At 57.3% G+C, this 17821-nt stretch carries 15 protein-coding genes; 10 read left to right on the plus strand and 5 right to left on the minus strand.

All coding sequences use genetic code 11. The features are described 5' to 3' along the window. Window positions 1–46 precede the first annotated feature (46 nt). Complete coding sequence (locus FY550_RS07220) at window positions 47–781, plus strand: S-methyl-5'-thioinosine phosphorylase (protein WP_070977268.1); 735 nt, start codon at window positions 47–49, stop codon at window positions 779–781. Between the two features lie 19 nt (window positions 782–800). Here the strand turns inward: FY550_RS07220 and mfd are convergent, their stop codons facing one another. After that, window positions 801–4271 carry a transcription-repair coupling factor gene (gene mfd, locus FY550_RS07225; protein WP_070977269.1) on the minus strand — a complete coding sequence of 1157 codons (3471 nt, stop codon included), beginning with the start codon at window positions 4269–4271 and terminating at the stop codon, window positions 801–803. 326 nt (window positions 4272–4597) lie between these two features. Here mfd and FY550_RS07230 point away from each other — a divergent pair, with 326 nt between their 5' ends. The 9 genes from FY550_RS07230 to sthA all read left to right on the plus strand — a co-directional run bounded on the left by FY550_RS07230 (window position 4598) and on the right by sthA (window position 14067). Further along, a complete protein-coding gene (locus FY550_RS07230) occupies window positions 4598–6052 on the plus strand; it encodes a glyceraldehyde-3-phosphate dehydrogenase (RefSeq protein ID WP_070977270.1) in 1455 nt (484 codons plus the stop codon). 269 nt (window positions 6053–6321) lie between these two features. Beyond that, window positions 6322–7677 (plus strand): Na(+)-translocating NADH-quinone reductase subunit A, encoded by a 1356-nt coding sequence (locus tag FY550_RS07235; protein WP_070977271.1) that lies wholly within the window; start codon window positions 6322–6324, stop codon window positions 7675–7677. A 3-nt stretch (window positions 7678–7680) separates the two neighbouring features. Beyond that, the gene (locus FY550_RS07240; RefSeq protein ID WP_070977272.1) at window positions 7681–8910 is read left to right on the plus strand and encodes an NADH:ubiquinone reductase (Na(+)-transporting) subunit B; all 1230 of its coding nucleotides are present in this window, start codon (window positions 7681–7683) and stop codon (window positions 8908–8910) included. Continuing rightward, window positions 8911–9696: a Na(+)-translocating NADH-quinone reductase subunit C gene (locus FY550_RS07245; RefSeq protein WP_070977273.1), complete on the plus strand. Its 786-nt coding sequence runs from the start codon at window positions 8911–8913 to the stop codon at window positions 9694–9696. 2 nt (window positions 9697–9698) lie between these two features. Next, window positions 9699–10370 (plus strand): NADH:ubiquinone reductase (Na(+)-transporting) subunit D, encoded by a 672-nt coding sequence (locus FY550_RS07250; RefSeq protein WP_070977274.1) that lies wholly within the window; start codon window positions 9699–9701, stop codon window positions 10368–10370. After that, the gene (gene nqrE, locus FY550_RS07255) at window positions 10370–10990 is read left to right on the plus strand and encodes an NADH:ubiquinone reductase (Na(+)-transporting) subunit E (protein WP_070977275.1); all 621 of its coding nucleotides are present in this window, start codon (window positions 10370–10372) and stop codon (window positions 10988–10990) included. The genes FY550_RS07250 and nqrE overlap by 1 nt, the downstream gene beginning before the upstream one ends. A gap of 47 nt (window positions 10991–11037) precedes the next feature. Continuing rightward, window positions 11038–12270, plus strand: a complete 1233-nt coding sequence (nqrF, locus tag FY550_RS07260; protein ID WP_149054445.1) for an NADH:ubiquinone reductase (Na(+)-transporting) subunit F — start codon at window positions 11038–11040, stop codon at window positions 12268–12270. A 140-nt stretch (window positions 12271–12410) separates the two neighbouring features. Continuing rightward, on the plus strand, window positions 12411–12647 hold the full coding sequence (gene nqrM / locus FY550_RS07265) for a (Na+)-NQR maturation NqrM (RefSeq protein WP_070977277.1): 237 nt from the start codon (window positions 12411–12413) through the stop codon (window positions 12645–12647). 28 nt (window positions 12648–12675) lie between these two features. Then, the gene (gene sthA, locus FY550_RS07270; RefSeq protein WP_070977278.1) at window positions 12676–14067 is read left to right on the plus strand and encodes a Si-specific NAD(P)(+) transhydrogenase; all 1392 of its coding nucleotides are present in this window, start codon (window positions 12676–12678) and stop codon (window positions 14065–14067) included. Between the two features lie 21 nt (window positions 14068–14088). Here sthA and FY550_RS07275 read toward each other — a convergent pair whose 3' ends face one another. From FY550_RS07275 to FY550_RS07290, 4 genes are all read right to left on the minus strand, one after another. Continuing rightward, on the minus strand, window positions 14089–14862 hold the full coding sequence (locus tag FY550_RS07275; protein WP_070977279.1) for a YrhK family protein: 774 nt from the start codon (window positions 14860–14862) through the stop codon (window positions 14089–14091). Between the two features lie 29 nt (window positions 14863–14891). Next, a complete protein-coding gene (locus FY550_RS07280) occupies window positions 14892–15761 on the minus strand; it encodes a DNA replication terminus site-binding protein (RefSeq protein WP_070977280.1) in 870 nt (289 codons plus the stop codon). A 79-nt stretch (window positions 15762–15840) separates the two neighbouring features. Further along, window positions 15841–16749 carry a carbon-nitrogen hydrolase gene (locus FY550_RS07285; RefSeq protein ID WP_070977281.1) on the minus strand — a complete coding sequence of 303 codons (909 nt, stop codon included), beginning with the start codon at window positions 16747–16749 and terminating at the stop codon, window positions 15841–15843. Continuing rightward, on the minus strand, window positions 16746–17801 hold the full coding sequence (locus FY550_RS07290) for an agmatine deiminase family protein (RefSeq protein WP_149054446.1): 1056 nt from the start codon (window positions 17799–17801) through the stop codon (window positions 16746–16748). Before FY550_RS07290 ends, FY550_RS07285 begins: the two co-directional genes overlap by 4 nt. Between the last annotated feature and the right edge of the window lie 20 nt (window positions 17802–17821).

The raw sequence follows: 17821 nt of genomic DNA on the forward strand, positions 1-17821 counted from the left end.
CGTTTTCTGCCCCTCTCGGAGGGCCGCGAATCATGGGAGAAAGGCGATGCTTGCAGTAATCGGTGGCACCGGTATGAGTGAACTGGCAGCTATCGAGATCATACGGCGCAAGGGCAGCGAAACACCGTTGGGCGCCGCTTCGTCAGGTGTGCTGCATGCTCGTCTCGATGGTCACGAATTGCTGTTTCTGGCGCGCCATGGCCATCCCCACAAGATGCCACCGCATCGGATCAATTACCGAGCCAACCTCTGGGCATTGAAACAGGCCGGCGCCACCCGGGTCGTGGGTGTCAATGCAGTAGGTGGCATTGAAGCTGCCTTGTCGCCCGGCACCATGGTGATACCTGATCAACTGATCGACTATACCCATGATCGGGAAGCGACCTTCTTCGATGGTCGCTTCAGGCCACTACAACACATCGATTTTTCCTGGCCTTACACGGAAACGTTGCGACAGGATCTTTCAAACGCAGCGGCTGACTGTGGTGAAACGGTGATTTCGGGCGGGGTATACGGTGCCACTCAGGGGCCCCGGCTGGAAACGGCAGCCGAGATTGCCCGCATGACCCGTGATGGCTGTACCCTGGTGGGTATGACCGGTATGCCCGAGGCCGTGCTGGCACGCGAGCTTGGCATGGAGTACGCCTGTCTGGCGCTGGTGGTCAATCCGGCCGCCGGGGTGACCGAGCATGAAATCAGCATGGAGGAGATTCACGCTGTACTCGAGCAGGGGGTCGAGCGTGCCCGGAGGGTTATCAGAGCCCTGCTTGAGCACGCTTGAGCACGACGCTTTTGCAGACTCAGGCTGCCTGAGCCTGCTGTTCCAGCCGATCCAGCAGCGCCTCCACGGCCTCGAAGCGCTTTTCCGGCTCAGCCATTTCGGCCTCGAAGCGCAGGGTGTCACTGCCATCGAGGCGATAACGCTTCGGTTCCTTCTGAATCAGTTCAATCAGCGTCATGGGGTCGATGGCTGGCTTTTCGGTAAACTGAATACGGCCTTTCTGCTCGCCCGCTTCCAGCCTCGTGACGCCTAGCCGAGCAGCCTGGAGTCGCAGTCGGGTCTGACGGAACAGATTGCGTACAGCATCGGGTAACAGACCAAACCGATCCACCATTTCAACCTGCAATTCACGCAGCTCTTCTTCGCTGTTCGCATTGCTGATGCGCTTGTACATGATCAGACGCTGCTGTACGTCGCGCAGGTATTCTTCGGGGATCAGTGCTGCCATATTGAGGCTGATTTCGATGCCGGCATCGAGTGGTGCCTCGATATTGGGGGTCTGACCATTGCGGATCGCCTTGACGGCCCGATCGAGCATTTCCATGTAGAGCGTATACCCGATGGTTTCGATCTGACCGCTCTGCTCCTGGCCCAGCAACTCGCCAGCGCCACGGATCTCGAGATCATGACTGGCCAGTGTAAAGCCGGCACCCAGATCTTCAGCCTGTGAGATGGCTTCCAGGCGCTTGCCGGCGTCAGCGGTCATCTGTTTGGGCGGCGGAGTCAGCAGGTAGGCATAGGCCTGATGGTGTGATCGTCCCACCCGGCCGCGCAGCTGATGTAACTGGGCCAGCCCGAACTTGTCAGCGCGTTCGATGATGATGGTATTGGCGCTGGGCACATCGATACCGGTTTCGATGATGGTTGAGCAGACCAGGACATTGAAGCGCTTGTGGTAGAAGTCGGACATGGCACGCTCCAGTGCCCGTTCGGCCATTTGTCCATGCGCAATACCAACCCGTGCATCCGGCACCAGCTCTCTTACCTTTTCGGCAGTGCTCTCGATGGTGCGGACTTCATTATGAAGATAGTAGACCTGACCGCCACGCAACAGTTCGCGCAGAATGGCTTCCTTGAGCGTCGCCTCGTTGCGTTGCTGGACGAAGGTTTTTACCGACAATCGGCGCGCCGGTGGCGTGGCAATGATCGACAGATCCCGCATGCCGCTCATTGCCATCGACAGGGTTCTGGGGATAGGCGTGGCGGTCAGGGTGAGAATGTCGACCTCGGCACGCAGTTGCTTGAGTCGCTCCTTCTGCGAAACGCCAAAGCGGTGTTCCTCATCAACGATGATCAGTCCGAGATTGGCGAAATCAAGCTCGCGGCCCAGCAACTTGTGGGTGCCGATCACGATATCGGCACGGCCATCACTGATCCGTTCGAAGGCGCGGGACTGCAGCTTGCCTCCCTGGAATCGGGAAAGAATCTCGATATTGACTGCGGTATCGGCAAAGCGATCACGGAAGTTGTCATAGTGTTGCTGGGCCAGCAGGGTAGTGGGTACCAGCACGGCGACCTGACGACCCGATTGAACTGCGAGAAAGGCGGCTCGCATGGCAACCTCGGTCTTGCCGAAGCCGACATCGCCACAGATCACCCGATCCATCGGCTGAGTGGAAGTCATGTCATGGATGACGGCATCAATGGCGATCCGCTGATCGGGCGTCTCCTCGAAGGGGAAGGAGGCCGCAAAACGAGCATAGGCATCATCAGGTGGATCGCAGGCAAAACCCTCCCGGGCTTCGCGGCGTGCATAGACGTCCAGTAGTTCGGCGGCGGTATCGCGCACCCGTTCAGCCGCCTTGCGTCGCGCCTTGTCCCACTGATCGCTGCCCAGGCGATGGAGTGGCGCGGACTCATCGCTGGCGCCGTTATAACGCGAGATCAGGTGCAGGCTGTCGACGGGCACATAGAGGCGAGCGCCTTCGGCATATTCCAGTGACAGAAATTCTGCCGGTGTACCACCGGCCTCTATGGTCTCCAGGCCGAGATAGCGACCGACACCATGATGCTGGTGCACCACTGGCGCTCCCTGGCGCAGCTCGGACAGATGACGAACAGCCAGTTCGCTGTCATCGGTCGCCTTCTGCTGACGGCGACTCTGCCGCACGACCTCCCCGAACAATTCGGTCTCGGTCAGGACCACTACTTTTTCATCGTGCAGCCAAAGGCCTTCGTCGAGTTCTCCTTCGGTCAGTGCATATTGGCACCTGTCAGTCATGAACGCCGACCAACTGCCCATACTGGCAAGGGTCAGGTGCAGTGGTGCGAGGGTTTCTTCAAGCGCTTCGCGGCGACCACGAGATTCGGCAACAAAGAGCACGCGCTGATCACTATAGGTGGTCAGGAACTGCTCGAGTGTTTTCAGCGGGGTCGTGGAACGACCATCGACGGCAACTTCGGGGAGTGCTTCGGTGGCGAGTGCCACAGCATGCCGATGTGCTTCACGGGTAATCTGTAGACGCGGATAACGCTTGATGCGTTCGAACAGCTCACTGACAGGTGTAAAAAGGCGATGCGGTGCCAGCAGGGGGCGAGTCGGATCAACACCGAGATTCTCGAAGCGGGTCTGGATCGAGTCCCAGTGTGTTTCCGCTGCCTCGTAAGTGCCCGGTAGCATGGCGATTTGCAGTCGGTCACCGATATGGTCGAACAGTGTGGCCGTCTCTTCAAAGAACAGTGGCAGGTACTGTTCCAGCCCGGGGGCAGGGATACCCTGGAGGGCGTCGAGATACAGGGGGCAGTGGCGTGGGTCGACATCGAACAGGGTTTCGAAGCCCTCGCGAAAGCGCGCTATCGCTTCGGGGGTCAGCGGGTACTCGTGTGCCGGTAACAGCTCGATGTGCTCAATGCGATCACGTGAGCGTTGAGTATCGGGATCGAAGGTCCGCAGAGTGTCAAGCTCATCATCGAACAGGTCAATGCGCAGAGGTGCTTCGCTGCCAACCGGATACAGATCGATCAGAGCGCCTCGAAAGGCATACTCGCCGGGTTCCTGTACCGTCTCGACAGCGCGATAGCCGCTGCGATGCAATTGATGACGGAAGTGCTCTCGATCGATGCGCATGCCCACTTCAAGGCGAAGCGCCTGGATGGCCACAAAGTCACTCGGGGGCAGCCTCTGCATCAGGGTATTGACCGGCACAAGCACAATGCGGGCGCTGCCATGCTGAAGCTGACGCAAAGTGCGTAGCCGTGATGACACGATATCCTGATGGGGAGAGAAACTGTCGTATGGCAGCGTTTCCCAATCGGGGAAAACCAGGATGTCATCCGGTGCACTGCTGTAGAAGCGCAGTGCGCCCTCCATGCGCTGAGCACTGGCGGTATCCGGCGTCATTACCAGCAGGGGAACAGCGCTCTCATCGGCCAGCCGGGCAAGTGCCAGGGCTTCGGCGCTACCATGTGGCGCCTGCCAATAGCGGAGTTCTTGATTCGAGGTCGGCGCCTGAGGCGCCAGCGGATTGAGTACGGAACTGGACACGGGCATCGATCGGTTGTCGGTGTGACGAGACAATAGCAGAAAGTAGCTCTTTGATGGGGGTTGGATCACGACGTTTAAAGCATATCGTCGCTATGCCCCCGCTCATGAGGCCTGATTGTGCGTGTTCGGGCGTGGCATGGCCCAGGCTTTCGAGCCCGTGCGAGGTTAACGAGCCAGTCATGGCAAGAGGTACAGGGGATCTGTGTAGTGTTTTTGTAGCAGGCTTACAGCGGCTGCTACTACAGGGACGTTGTTCGCTTCCCTGGCCCTTCGGATAATCCCGGCCCGAGCGGCCTGGTGAAGGCCTTATCCGAAAGGGCAAAAGGAGCACCATGATGGGGAGTGAGCGAGAGGCATGCCTGGAACAATGGCAGGCTCAGGAGGCGCTTGCCGAGGAAATGATTCCTCTGCTGGGACAGCTCTATCGCCAATACAACGTTGTACCACTACTGTATGGCCGGTCGCTGGTCAATCAGTCAGTGATCGGGATTCTCAAGCATCATCGTTATGCGCGTCGCGTGGCCGGTGTTGAGCTGACAGTGCGAGATACCTTCCCGATTCTCAAGCGGTTGCTGGAACTTTCGCCAGGCGCTTCGCACATTGATCTGGGTCAGCTGGCCAGAGGATTGGCGCAAAGTCCGCTGCGAAATGACCCGATGCGTTATCTGCGCGAAACTCTGGCACCGGTAGTGGATCGCCACCGGCAAGAAGCCGAGGCAGACTGTAGCGCCAGGGATGTCGTGCTTTACGGTTTTGGTCGGATCGGTCGCTTGTTGGCACGACTTCTGATCGAGCGTACCGGGAGCGGTTCGGCGCTTCGATTGCGAGCCATAGTGGTGCGTGGCGGTGCCGAAGACCTGGAGAAGCGGGTCAGTCTGCTGCGACGCGACTCAGTGCATGGTCCCTTTGCCGGCACCCTGACCCTTGACGAAGAGAATGGAGCCGTTATCGCCAACGGCAACTACATCCGGTTTTTGCATGCCGATTCACCCGAAGCCATCGACTATACCGAGTACGGAATCAGGGATGCGCTGGTGATTGATAACACCGGTTGCTGGCGGGATCGGGCAGGTCTGTCAAAACATCTGCAGGCACCGGGCGTGTCCAGAGTGTTGCTGACAGCCCCTGGCAAGGGCGATATCCGCAATGTCGTCTTCGGGGTGAATCATCATGCGTTGCCAGATGATGAACGTATCGTATCGGCAGCCTCATGTACCACCAACGCCATTGTGCCGATTCTCGGTGCAGTGCATGAGCGCTATGGTATTCGTCAGGGGCATGTGGAAACCGTGCATGCTTATACCAACGACCAGAATCTGATTGATAACCATCACAAGGGAGAACGGCGCGGGCGCAGTGCTGCACTTAATATGGTACTGACCGAAACAGGGGCCGCGAAGGCAGCCGCTCGGGCGTTACCTGAGCTCGAAGGGCGCCTGACGGCCAGTGCCATTCGCGTACCGATTCCCGATGTGTCCATGGCCATTCTACATTTGAACCTGGAGCGTGAGGTGGATCGCGAAGGCATCAATGCCTACCTGCGTGAGTTGTCCCTTTCTTCGAAACAGCGCCGGCAGATTGATTATATCGACTCACCCGAAGTGGTTTCCTCGGATTTCATTGGCAACCGACACGCCGGAATCGTGGATGGCCGGGCGACCATAGCCGGTGAGCATCAGGTTGTGCTCTATGTCTGGTATGACAATGAATTCGGATACAGTTGTCAGGTTGTTCGGCTGGTACAGCAAATGGCTGGGGTCAGGCTTTCTTCCCTGCCGGAGCAATAGTCGAGTGCTTGTGACTGATCGGGTAAAAGCCTGATCAGTCGCCTTTGCAGGGCTTATTTGCACCGTTCGAATAGTGGTATTTATCGGCCGCGGACCATATAATGCGGCCGATTTTCAGTGGGAACCCCTGTCGCGACTGCTTCCGATCATCGTCGATCGGATATCCCGCCCGCGAGGTAAAGCTCGAACACTATCGACCTCTCTGATCCGTGCTCGGGCGCTTCCCCTGACCAGCAAATCGGTTTCAACTCTGGCAACTGGGCAAGTCCATGATAGAAATCAAACGAGGCCTGGACCTTCCCATAGCGGGAGCGCCGGCTCGGCAGATCGAGTCGGGAAGTCATGTCGAGCATGTGGCAGTAATGGGTGTCGATTATATCGGCATGAAACCGACCATGTCGGTACGCGAGGGTGATCACGTCGCACGTGGACAAACGCTGTTCACTGACAAGAAAACCGAAGGTGTACGCTACTGTGCCCCGGCGACTGGTGAAGTCGTGGCCATTAATCGTGGTGAGCGACGCCGCTTGTTGTCGGTAGTCATTCGAGTCGATGAGACTGGCTCACCCGAGCCGATAGCATTCGAGCCGGTTGATGACAGTGCACTCGAGAATATGGCTCGTGAGCAGATTGTTGATTGGCTCAATCAGACCGGGCTCTGGGTGTCGCTGCGTACACGACCTTTTTCCCGAGTGCCGGCGCTTGATGCCGAGCCGGCAGATATCTTCGTCACGGCCATGGATACCCATCCGCTGGCAGGTGATCCTGCCCTGGTTATCGCCGAACGTCGCGAGGCATTTGTCAAAGGCCTGGCGGTGCTGCGGCGACTCACCCGTGGGCGTGTTTACGTCTGCCATGCGCCGGATGCCGATATCCCCGGCAGTGAACTTGAACGGGTACAGCACGAGAGTTTTCGTGGGCCTCATCCTGCCGGACTGGTCGGGACGCATATTCACTATCTGTCTCCCGTAGGGCTGGCACGCCAGGTCTGGCATATCGGCTATCAGGATGTCATCGCCATCGGTCTGCTGTTCGGCGAGGGGCGTTTGAACAGCGAGCGTGTCATCGCCATCGGGGGGCCACGAGCCCGGCAGCCCAGATTGGTCCGGACCCTGCTGGGTGCCAGTCTTGATGAACTGTTGAAAGGTGAGATCGAGCAGCCCGACGATACTCGTGTCATTTCCGGCTCGGTCTTTGGTGGTACCACAGCACGTGGGGCACTGGCCTACCTGGGCCGTTTTCATGATCAGGTAAGTCTGGTCGAAGAGGGGGACAAGCATGCCTTCATGGGCTGGCTGTCCCCCGGACGCAAGCGTCACTCCGTGCTGGGTATCTATCTATCTCGCTTTATCAAGCCGGCCGAATATCGTCCGAATACCAATACCAATGGTTCAGAACGGGCCATGGTGCCGGTTGGCAGTTACGAGACGGTCATGCCTCTGGATATCCTGCCTACCCAGCTGTTGCGGTCACTGATCGTCGGGGATATCGAATCGGCCATGGCGCTGGGATGCCTTGAGCTGGATGAGGAGGATCTGGCGCTGTGCACTTATGTTTGCCCCGGCAAGTATGAATACGGTCCGATCCTGCGTGAAAATCTGATGACGATCGAAAAAGAGGTGTGACGCATGGGTATTCGTCGCTATCTGGATAACATTGCGCCGCACTTTCATCAGGGCGGTCGGTTCGAGCGCTACTACGCCTTGTATGAAGCGGTCGATACCATTTTCTACTCTCCGCCGACGGTGACCCGCAGCACTGCCCACGTGCGTGACGGCATTGATCTCAAGCGGATCATGATCACAGTCTGGTTATGTACCTTTCCGGCGATGTTCTTCGGGATGTACAACACCGGACTGCAGGCCAATCTGGCGATTGCCGATGGCGCCGGTTCGCTTGCCGGATGGCGTGAGGCCATCACCATGGCATTGGCGGGCAGTCATGATCCGCAGAGTATCTGGGCGAATTTCGTGCTGGGTGCGACCTGGTTCATTCCCATCTATGCGGTCACGTTTATCGTGGGCGGTTTCTGGGAAGTGCTGTTTGCAGTTCGTCGCGGCCATGAGGTCAATGAAGGCTTCTTCGTGACCTCGGTACTGTTTGCCCTGACCCTGCCTGCCACTGCACCGCTCTGGCAGGTGGCGCTTGGTATTACCTTCGGTGTGGTGATTGGCAAGGAAGTTTTCGGGGGGACTGGCAAGAATTTCCTCAATCCGGCACTGACCGGGCGAGCGTTTCTCTATTTCGCCTATCCCGCGCAGATGTCAGGAGATTCGGTCTGGGTGCCGGCTGATGGCTATAGCGGGGCGACTGCACTGTCTACCGCTGCTCAGAATGGTCTGCATCAACTGATGACTCAGACCAGCTGGAGCGATGCCTTCCTCGGTTTCATGCAGGGATCAATCGGGGAAACCTCGACACTGATGATCTTCATTGGTGCCGCGGTATTGCTCTGGACCCGGATTGCCTCCTGGCGAATCATGCTGGGCACGTTGCTGGGCATGGCGGCTACAGCTTCGCTGTTCAACTGGATGGGGTCGACCACCAACCCGATGTTTGCAGTGCCATGGTATTGGCATCTGGTAATGGGTGGTTTCGCCTTCGGTATGGTCTTCATGGCAACCGACCCGGTATCGGCCTCGATGACCAATCCCGGCAAGCTTTGTTTCGGTGCGCTGATCGGTGTCATGACAGTACTGATCCGGGTGGCCAATCCAGCTTTCCCTGAAGGGGTCATGCTGGCGATTCTGTTTGCCAACCTGTTTGCGCCGCTGATGGATCATTTCGTGATCCAGGCCAATATCAAGCGCCGTCAGAAACGTCTGGCGATGATCGATACCGGACGAGAGGTGGCATAAATGGCAGCCAACAAGAACTCCGTTGCCCGTACGCTGATCGTCGCGCTGGTGCTCTGTGTGGTTTGCTCGGTGGTGGTTTCAACCGCTGCCGTGGCACTGCGTCCCAAGCAGCAGCAGAACGAGGAGCTGGATCGCAAGAGCAATATTCTCCGGGTCGCCGGGCTCTATGAGTCAGGGCGCAGTATCCAGTCGCAGTTTGCGCAGATTACACCCCGAGTGGTAAATCTGAATACAGGCGAATATGACGACAGTATCGATCCGGAGAAATACGATCAGCTGGCGGCAGCGGCTGATCCTTCGGAATCCCGCACGCTGAGTGGTCCGGATGATCGTGCCGGTATTGGCCGGCGTGAGAATTACGCCACGGTCTATCTGGTCGGCGACCCTGATAATCCTGATGAAATCATTCTGCCGGTGCGAGGACAGGGGCTCTGGTCGCTGATGCTGGGTTATCTGGCGCTCAAGGGAGATGGCAATACTGTCGTAGGGCTCTCCTTCTACCAGCAGGGCGAAACCCCAGGGCTGGGCGGCAAGGTCGACAGCGCGCACTGGAAGTCACTGTGGCCGGGCAAGGAGATCTATCCCGATGACAGCATGAACCCCGCCATACGCCTGGTGAAAGGCGGCGTTGACAGTAATACGCCGGATGCCGAACACAAGGTGGATGCGCTCTCGGGGGCGACCCTGACGAGTCGTGGGGTGACCAATCTCATGCAGTTCTGGCTGGGCGACGAGGGATTTTCCAAATATCTCGCGCGCTTCCGTGACGTGTCTCAAGGAGTCTGATCATGGCGAATACCGATACGCCCACCGGCGTGCTGACGACGCCGATCTTCCGCAACAATCCGATTACCCTGCAGATCCTGGGGATCTGTTCGGCGCTGGCGGTAACCAACTCCATGCAGACCGCCCTGGTAATGGGCATTGCGGTGAGTCTGGTAACGGCCTTCTCGAGTTTCTTCGTGTCGCTGATTCGTCACCAGATGCCTTCCTCGATTCGAATCATCGTGCAGATGACCATCATTGCTTCCCTGGTCATCGTGGTTGATCAGGTACTACGTGCCTATGCCTATGACATCTCCAAGCAATTGTCGGTTTTCGTGGGCCTGATCATCACCAACTGTATTGTCATGGGACGTGCCGAAGCCTATGCCATGCAGAACGGCCCGGTCATGAGCTTTCTCGATGGGATCGGCAATGGCCTGGGATATACCGTGATCCTGCTCATTGTTGGCTTTTTTCGTGAACTGCTGGGCGCAGGTGCCATCTTCGGCATTACCGTACTGCCAACGGTCAGCAACGGCGGGTGGTATGTTCCCAATGGGTTGATGCTGCTACCGCCTTCGGCGTTTTTCGTGATTGGGCTGCTGATCTGGGGATTGCGCAGTCTCAGTCCTGAGCAGGTGGAAACCACCGAATACCGGATCAGGCCGAACACTCGTCCGCTGGAGGCCTTCTGATGTTCGAGCACTATTTGAGTCTGTTCATCAAGGCCGTCTTCGTTGAAAACATGGCGCTGGCCTTTTTCCTTGGCATGTGTACCTTCCTGGCGGTTTCCAAGAAGGTCTCCTCGGCGATCGGGCTGGGCGTTGCCGTTATCGTGGTATTGACCATCACGGTACCGGTCAACAATCTGATTCTGCACTATCTGCTGGGGCCGGGGGCGCTCAGCTGGACCGGTATGGATGGCGCCGGACAGATTGATCTGACTTTCCTCGGCCTGCTCAGCTACATCGGTGTGATCGCCGCACTGGTACAGATTCTCGAGATGTTCCTCGACAAGTTCGTGCCTTCTCTTTACAACACCCTGGGCGTTTATCTACCGCTGATTACGGTGAACTGCGCCATTCTTGGCGCTTCGTTGTTCATGGTTCAGCGCGACTATGCCTTCGGTGAGTCGGTTGTATATGGCCTTGGGGCTGGCGTCGGCTGGGCACTGGCCATTACCGCCCTGGCGGGGATTCGCGAGAAGCTCAAGTACAGCGATGTACCCGCGGGACTTCAGGGGCTGGGCATTACCTTTCTGACGGTTGGGCTGATGTCACTTGGCTTCATGTCCTTCTCCGGCGTGCAGCTTTAAGCCGCGGCCGTGTCCCCCAACAGAATGACGGATAACAGGTAACAGACATGGTCGATACATCCGTAATCCTGCTCGGTGTCGTCATGTTCACGGTGATCGTCCTCGGGCTGGTGGTCGTGATTCTGGCAGCCCGTAGCCGGCTGGTCAGCAGTGGCGACGTCACCATCGAGATCAACGATGATCCTGACAACACCCTGACCACCCAGGCGGGTGGAAAGCTGCTGCAGACTCTGGCCGCCAATGGCATCTTTCTCTCTTCTGCCTGTGGCGGTGGAGGCTCCTGTGCCCAGTGCAAATGCCGGGTACAGGATGGTGGTGGATCAATTCTGCCGACCGAGGAGAGCCATTTCACCATGGGTGAAAAGAAGGAGGGGTGGCGGCTCTCCTGTCAGGTACCGGTCAAGCAGAACATGAAGATTCAGGTCCCTGAGGAAGTGTTCGGGGTCAAGAAGTGGGAGTGCACGGTCGTGTCCAACGACAATGTGGCCACCTTCATCAAGGAACTGACCCTGAAACTACCGGAAGGCGAGGATGTGGCGTTTCGGGCAGGGGGCTACATGCAGCTTGAAGCGCCGCCCTACGACATTGCTTTCAGCGACTTCGATATTCCCGAAGAGTATCGCGGTGACTGGGAAAAGTTCGGGCTGTTCAATGTGCGCGGCAAGACTACCGAGCCGGTAATCCGTGCCTACTCGATGGCCAACTATCCTGAAGAGCGCGGTATTCTCAAGTTCAATATACGTATTGCTACGCCGCCTCCGAAAAGTGAGCATCCCCCGGGGCTGATGTCGACCTGGGTCTTCAATCTCAAGGAAGGCGACAAGGTGACCGTCTATGGGCCCTTCGGTGAATTTTTTGCTCGTGATACCGATGCCGAGATGATCTTCATTGGTGGTGGCGCCGGCATGGCACCCATGCGTAGTCATATCTTCGATCAGCTCAAGCGACTGGGCAGTGATCGCAAGATCTCGTTCTGGTACGGGGCGCGATCAATGCGCGAGTCGTTCTATAATGATGAATACGATCAGCTGGCTCTCGAAAATGCCAATTTCGAATGGCATCTGGCACTTTCCGATCCGCAGCCCGAGGATCAGTGGGAAGGCCCAACGGGCTTTATTCACAATGTGCTGTACGAGCGTTATCTGAAGGATCATCCGGCGCCCGAGGACTGCGAATACTACATGTGTGGTCCGCCGATGATGAATGCCTCCGTGATCAAGATGCTTACCGATATGGGGGTTGAGCCGGAAAACATCCTGCTGGATGATTTCGGCGGCTGATCGCAAACTCGTTTGGGAAGGCGCCAGGGGTAGATAATGCCTCGGCGCCTTTTGCCATGAAACAGCTCTATTTGCCTGGCGGGGCCGGCCTCTGCCGAACAGATGCCTTGCCGGAGGAGAAGAGCAGGGAGGATGTTGTGATGACTACCTGGTTACTGGTACTGGCGGCCATGCTGCTGTTGGTGACGGCCATGTCAATTGGTGTACTGCTCGGGCGTAAACCGATTGCCGGCTCCTGTGGCGGTCTTAATCGGCTGGGAATGAAGGAAGGGTGTGATATCTGTGGTGGCAACGATGATGTCTGCGAAAAGCGGACTCGAGAGGTCAGCGCCCAGGGGCGCGCGGATCTCGCCGTCGATGCCATGCGTCGACGCTAAAGCCTGATCAGGGAGTGGATGCCGCGGTATGGCCGTTTATCATTATGATGTTGTTGTCATCGGTTCGGGTCCGGCCGGCGAAAGTGCCGCGATCAATGCGTCCAAGCATGACAAGCGCGTTGCCATTGTTGAGGCGCAATCCACTGTAGGTGGCAATTGTACTCACCGTGGCACGATTCCTTCCAAGGCATTGCGTCATGCAGTCAAACAGCTGATGCAGTTTCGTGACAATCCGCTGTTTCGTGAAATTGCCGAACCGCGCGGCGTGTCGTTCCCTCGTATGCTGGAGCGCTCGCGACGAGTGATCGAGCAGCAGGTCGAAATGCGCACAGCCTTTTATAATCGAAACCGTATCGATGTTTATCATGGGACGGCCAGCTTCAATGATGCTCATACACTTGTGGTACGAGATGCCCATGAGGGTCATGAAGAGCTCGGCGCCGACGAATTTGTCATTGCCACTGGTTCACGCCCCTATCGTCCGAGGGATATCAATTTCCGTCATCCGCGTATCTTCTGTTCTGATACCATTCTTGGCCTGTCGCATACGCCGCGGCGCATGATCATTTATGGTGCCGGGGTGATCGGTTCGGAATATGCCTCCATTTTTTCCGGTCTGGGGGTCAAGGTCGATCTGATTGATACTCGTGATCGACTATTGTCTTTTCTGGACGACGAGATCAGCGATGCGCTTTCCTATCACTTGCGCAACAACGGCGTACAGATCCGTCACAACGAAGAGTATGAACGGGTCGAAGGTGATGATGCCGGGGTGACGCTCTATCTCAAATCAGGCAAGCGGCTGCGCGCTGATACCTTCATGTGGGCCAATGGCCGCACAGGCAATACTGATCAGTTGGGATTGGAAAATATCGGATTGGAGACCAATTCGCGTGGTCAGGTACAGGTTGATGAGCATTATTGCACGGCGCTGGCACACGTTCATGCTGCCGGTGATGTGATCGGTTGGCCGAGTCTGGCCAGTGCTGCCTATGATCAGGGCCGCTCCGCTTCCGGCGATGCCATGAATACCTCCTTTCGTTACGTCAATGATATTCCCACCGGCATTTACACCATCCCTGAGATCAGTTCACTGGGTCGAAACGAGCGGGAGCTGACTGAAGCGCGGGTACCCTATGAAGTGGGGCAGGCTTTCTTCAAGGATACCGCTCGGGCGCAGATTACCGGCGATACGGTGGGCATGCTGAAGATTCTGTTTCATCCTGAAACACTGGAGATATTCGGTATCCATTGTTTCGGAGATCAGGCTTCCGAGATCGTTCACATCGGTCAGGCGATCATGAACCAGCCGGGCGAAGCCAATACATTGAACTACTTCGTCAATACGACCTTCAATTACCCGACCATGGCAGAAGCCTATAGGATTGCGGCCTATAACGGGCTCAATCGAGTCTGTTGAAAGCTCGTTTTGAGCGGCAGCTCAGCCATCCTGTTGTCCTCTGCTCTCGCGGCGTACCGCCATAATGAAGTTCTTGCCGAAGCGATCTGCGCCATGATTGCGTTCCAGCATGCGCTGGGCAAACATTCGCCAATAAATGAACAGGCCGCCCAGCAGAAAGAGAATGCTGGCAAAGGTGAACTGGCTGGCCGCCAACCGATAGATAGCGGTTTTATCACCTGAGCTTTCAAAGTGGATCAGGTAGGGGACGGACGCGACGACAAACAACGCCGAGCCGACAATAAAGGTGGCAAGTGTGAAGTTGAACAGTTCCATGTAGAGTTTTGACGGCGCATCGACCAGTTGTAATAGATTGGCGCAGGCGCCTACAACGAAAAAAATTGATCCCACGATAAAACACCATGCGCCGGCTTGTTCCATCGCCAGCCAGGGCAGAAATAGCAGGCTGCCGATGGCAAACAGGATACTGCCGCTCACATAATTGAGAGCGGCTACCAGCTCTATATGATCGGCGCTCGTGCCTGTTCGGTGCCTTCGCCAGTAGCGTAGCGTTTCGAACAGGTCATGTGCGGTGACCAGCAGGTAACAGAGTGATCCCACGAAGAATAGCCAGGCGCCAATACGTTGATAGTCGGCCAGTGAAGGAAAGAACAGAATACTCCCCAGTATGAACAGTAGACCGCCCAGTTTATAGGTGAAGGCGTTGACGTTTTCCCAGCGAAAGTGAGAAGCGTGCCCGATACCCTTGTGTGATGGGCTGAAAAGGCGCTGTCGACTGGTCACCAGATGTGGCATCGGGCTCTCCTGGTAGGTGAATGAATCGTTCAGCTGCGCTGCCGGTAACGATAGACCCTGAGACTTGGGATGAAAGGTTCACTTTCGAGCTTTGCGTCGCCTCGCAGGGCCCTGGTGCGCTTCTCGGGTGGATGTTCCGGGGGCTGGTTGATCTGCGGTAGACGGTTGTCCTCGGCAGGCATGAAGATGGGCAGAGGTACATTCATGGCGCGTCGGGTGCGACCATCATCCAGCGGCTCACGATAGAAAAGGTTGGCTCGCATGAGCGGCGCCTGCTGCTGAACCTGTGCCAATACTTCGCCGCTGGAAAGCCCGGCCAGTTTTTGCCACTGGATGCGGACGTGGGGGGCCTCGTTGTTGAGGCGGGCCAGTTTTTCTTCCACCTCGCTAATGGTCAGTCGCTTGATGGAGCGGCCGCTCGAATACCATGCCATGCGTACCCGCGCGACCGGAGCTTCGGCCACGGGGATATGACGCCAGCACTGTTTGAGATGCAGCCTTGCCAATCCCTCTCCCTTGAGATGATCGTGCAGCACAGGATGACGAAAGGGGAGCGTCGCCTTGATTTCAGGCACCATGGCTGGATGGTCACGGCGGATCTGTTCGAGCAGGGCTGCAAAGGTATCCTTGCACTGATTGATCTCTGTGACCTGTTCCATCATGGATTCGTCAGCCACGACCAGCCCGATGTAGTTGCGCGTAGTCCGACCATCCTGACCATCCTGGTACCAGAAATCGGTCAGGGCCCGGCGCAGCCACTGACTGTCGGCTTTCTGCTCGCCCAGCGCCCATGCGGCAGGCCATTGCTGCTCGCAAGACTCGAGCAGCGCTTCGGTGGCCTCGACAAGGGCATCAAAAGCATGCTCCAGCTCGGCAAGCAACTGGTATTGCAGGGCCATCATCGGCTCCTTATACCGTTATCCGGAATAATTGCCATATTATGCATGACTTCGAACCAACGCCTGTGCTGCGTAAGCCTCAACGATGATCAAGATAGCGCTCGGTCAGATCCTGATAGGCATCGATACGGCGGTCCCGCAGATAAGGCCAGATGCGTCGCACCGTTTCACTGCGTCGAGCCGGAATATTGGCTATCAGATGTTCCGTGTTGCGGCCGGCTTGAGTGAGTAATTCACCCTGGGGGCCCACGATAAAGCTGCCGCCCCAGAAGTTGATGCCATCACTATGGCCTGAAGGATCGGTTTCATGGCCTGTGCGATTGGCAACCACCACCGGCAGGCCATTGGCTACAGCATGCGAGCGTTGAATCAGTTGCCAGGCATCGAATTGTCGCTGTTGCTCGGCGGCATCGTCGTTTGGGTCCCAGCCTATCGCTGTCGGGTAGAGCAGCAGGTCAGCACCGGCCAGTGCCATCAGGCGGGCTGCTTCAGGGTACCACTGGTCCCAGCAGACCAGTACGCCCAGTCGGCCCAGTGACGTATCGACAGGGGTAAAGCCTCGCCCATTCCCGTGACCACTATCACCCGGGGTAAAATAGAATTTTTCGTAAAATCCCGGATCGTCGGGGATATGCATCTTGCGATAGGTGCCGACCAGCCCACGCTCACGATCCAGCACGACCGCTGTGTTGTGATACAGCCCGGCGGCACGACGCTCGAAGATCGAGCCGACAATGACCAGATCAAGTTCTCTGGCAAGTGCGATCAATCGGCTGACGGTAGGTCCATCGAGCGATTCGGCCAGGTCGAATACGCTGGTATCCTCGGTCTGACAGAAGTAGGTGGTTGCGTGCAGCTCCTGCAACAGCACCAGCTGTGCGCCACGCCTGGCCAGCTCGCGCAGGCCACGTTCGCTCTCATCGAGACTGCGGCGCTTGTCATTCCAGGCCGATTGCTGGACGACACCGACGCTGAGATCGGAATTCATGATACCTCCGCGGCAGAGTTGAACAGTGTGCCCTGCGGTAGCTGCATGGTCAGACAATGCAGACTGCCATGCTGGCGGATCACGCTGCGACAGTCGATAGGGATGATATCGCGCTCCGGGAACACTGTTGCCATTGCCTGCAGAGCCCGGGCATCGGCCGCGTCGGCATGGATCGGGACCAGCACCGCGCCGTTGATGATCAGGAAGTTGGCATAGGTCGCCGGGAGTCGATGCCCATCGTCAGGATCGAAACAGGGCCTTGGCCAGGGTAGGGCGACCAATCGATAAGGTGAACCATCGGGCTGGCGCAATTGTTGCAGCTCCCTTTCCATGGCAGCCAGAGCTTCGAAATGGGGATCACTCGGATCATCACAGTGGACATGGGCGATGGTACCGGTATCGCAGAAACGCGCCAGCGTGTCGATATGGCTATCGGTATCGTCGCCTTCGAGATGACCGCTTCTCAGCCAGAGTACACGCTCGATTCCGAGATCTTGAGCCAGGCGTTGTTCGATGGCGTGACGATCGTACTGCGGATTGCGATTGGGGTTGAGCAGGCATGCCTCTGTGGTCAGTAGCGTGCCCTGGCCATCGGTTTCCAGGGCACCACCTTCCAGCACCAGATCCTGTTTCGAATGCAGCGGCGCCTGCCAGATGCTCGCTTCAGCGAGTGTTTGATTGAGGGCGTTGTCCCGCTCGGCAGGAAACTTGCCACCCCAGCCGGTGAAGCGATAATCCAGTAGCTCCGGAATTCCCTCACGAACAATTGCAAGTGGGCCGTGATCGCGAGTCCAGGTGTCATCACTGGCTGCGATGACCATTTGAAGCCGCTGACGCTCGGCGCCCAGTCGAATCAGTCGCTGTGTCAGGCTTTCTTTCCTGACGCTACTGTCTACCACGATCAGTACCGTTTGATAGCGGCTGATGGCAACAGCCATCGCTTCCAGCGTACTTTCAATGACCGGCAGGCTCGCCGACCAATCACTATCGGCGTGAGGCCATGTCAGCATGATGGCATCCTGAGGGTGCCATTCGGGCAACATGCGCAGCATCCTGGAATATCCTGAAGCAA

It is taken from the genome of Kushneria phosphatilytica (assembly GCF_008247605.1).
In the GTDB taxonomy this organism is placed as follows: Bacteria; Pseudomonadota; Gammaproteobacteria; order Pseudomonadales; family Halomonadaceae; genus Kushneria; species Kushneria phosphatilytica.

Excerpts from the sequence above, each read along its gene's own strand:
- FY550_RS07220 (WP_070977268.1), top strand. The coding sequence starts at position 47 with ATGCTTGCAGTAATCGGTGGCACCGGTATGAGTGAACTGGCAGCTATC.
- mfd (WP_070977269.1), bottom strand. The coding sequence starts at position 4,271 with ATGCCCGTGTCCAGTTCCGTACTCAATCCGCTGGCGCCTCAGGCGCCG.
- FY550_RS07230 (WP_070977270.1), top strand. The coding sequence starts at position 4,598 with ATGATGGGGAGTGAGCGAGAGGCATGCCTGGAACAATGGCAGGCTCAG.
- FY550_RS07235 (WP_070977271.1), top strand. The coding sequence starts at position 6,322 with ATGATAGAAATCAAACGAGGCCTGGACCTTCCCATAGCGGGAGCGCCG.
- FY550_RS07240 (WP_070977272.1), top strand. The coding sequence starts at position 7,681 with ATGGGTATTCGTCGCTATCTGGATAACATTGCGCCGCACTTTCATCAG.
- FY550_RS07245 (WP_070977273.1), top strand. The coding sequence starts at position 8,911 with ATGGCAGCCAACAAGAACTCCGTTGCCCGTACGCTGATCGTCGCGCTG.
- FY550_RS07250 (WP_070977274.1), top strand. The coding sequence starts at position 9,699 with ATGGCGAATACCGATACGCCCACCGGCGTGCTGACGACGCCGATCTTC.
- nqrE (WP_070977275.1), top strand. The coding sequence starts at position 10,370 with ATGTTCGAGCACTATTTGAGTCTGTTCATCAAGGCCGTCTTCGTTGAA.
- nqrF (WP_149054445.1), top strand. The coding sequence starts at position 11,038 with ATGGTCGATACATCCGTAATCCTGCTCGGTGTCGTCATGTTCACGGTG.
- nqrM (WP_070977277.1), top strand. The coding sequence starts at position 12,411 with ATGACTACCTGGTTACTGGTACTGGCGGCCATGCTGCTGTTGGTGACG.
- sthA (WP_070977278.1), top strand. The coding sequence starts at position 12,676 with ATGGCCGTTTATCATTATGATGTTGTTGTCATCGGTTCGGGTCCGGCC.
- FY550_RS07275 (WP_070977279.1), bottom strand. The coding sequence starts at position 14,862 with ATGCCACATCTGGTGACCAGTCGACAGCGCCTTTTCAGCCCATCACAC.
- FY550_RS07280 (WP_070977280.1), bottom strand. The coding sequence starts at position 15,761 with ATGGCCCTGCAATACCAGTTGCTTGCCGAGCTGGAGCATGCTTTTGAT.
- FY550_RS07285 (WP_070977281.1), bottom strand. The coding sequence starts at position 16,749 with ATGAATTCCGATCTCAGCGTCGGTGTCGTCCAGCAATCGGCCTGGAAT.
- FY550_RS07290 (WP_149054446.1), bottom strand. The coding sequence starts at position 17,801 with ATGCTGCGCATGTTGCCCGAATGGCACCCTCAGGATGCCATCATGCTG.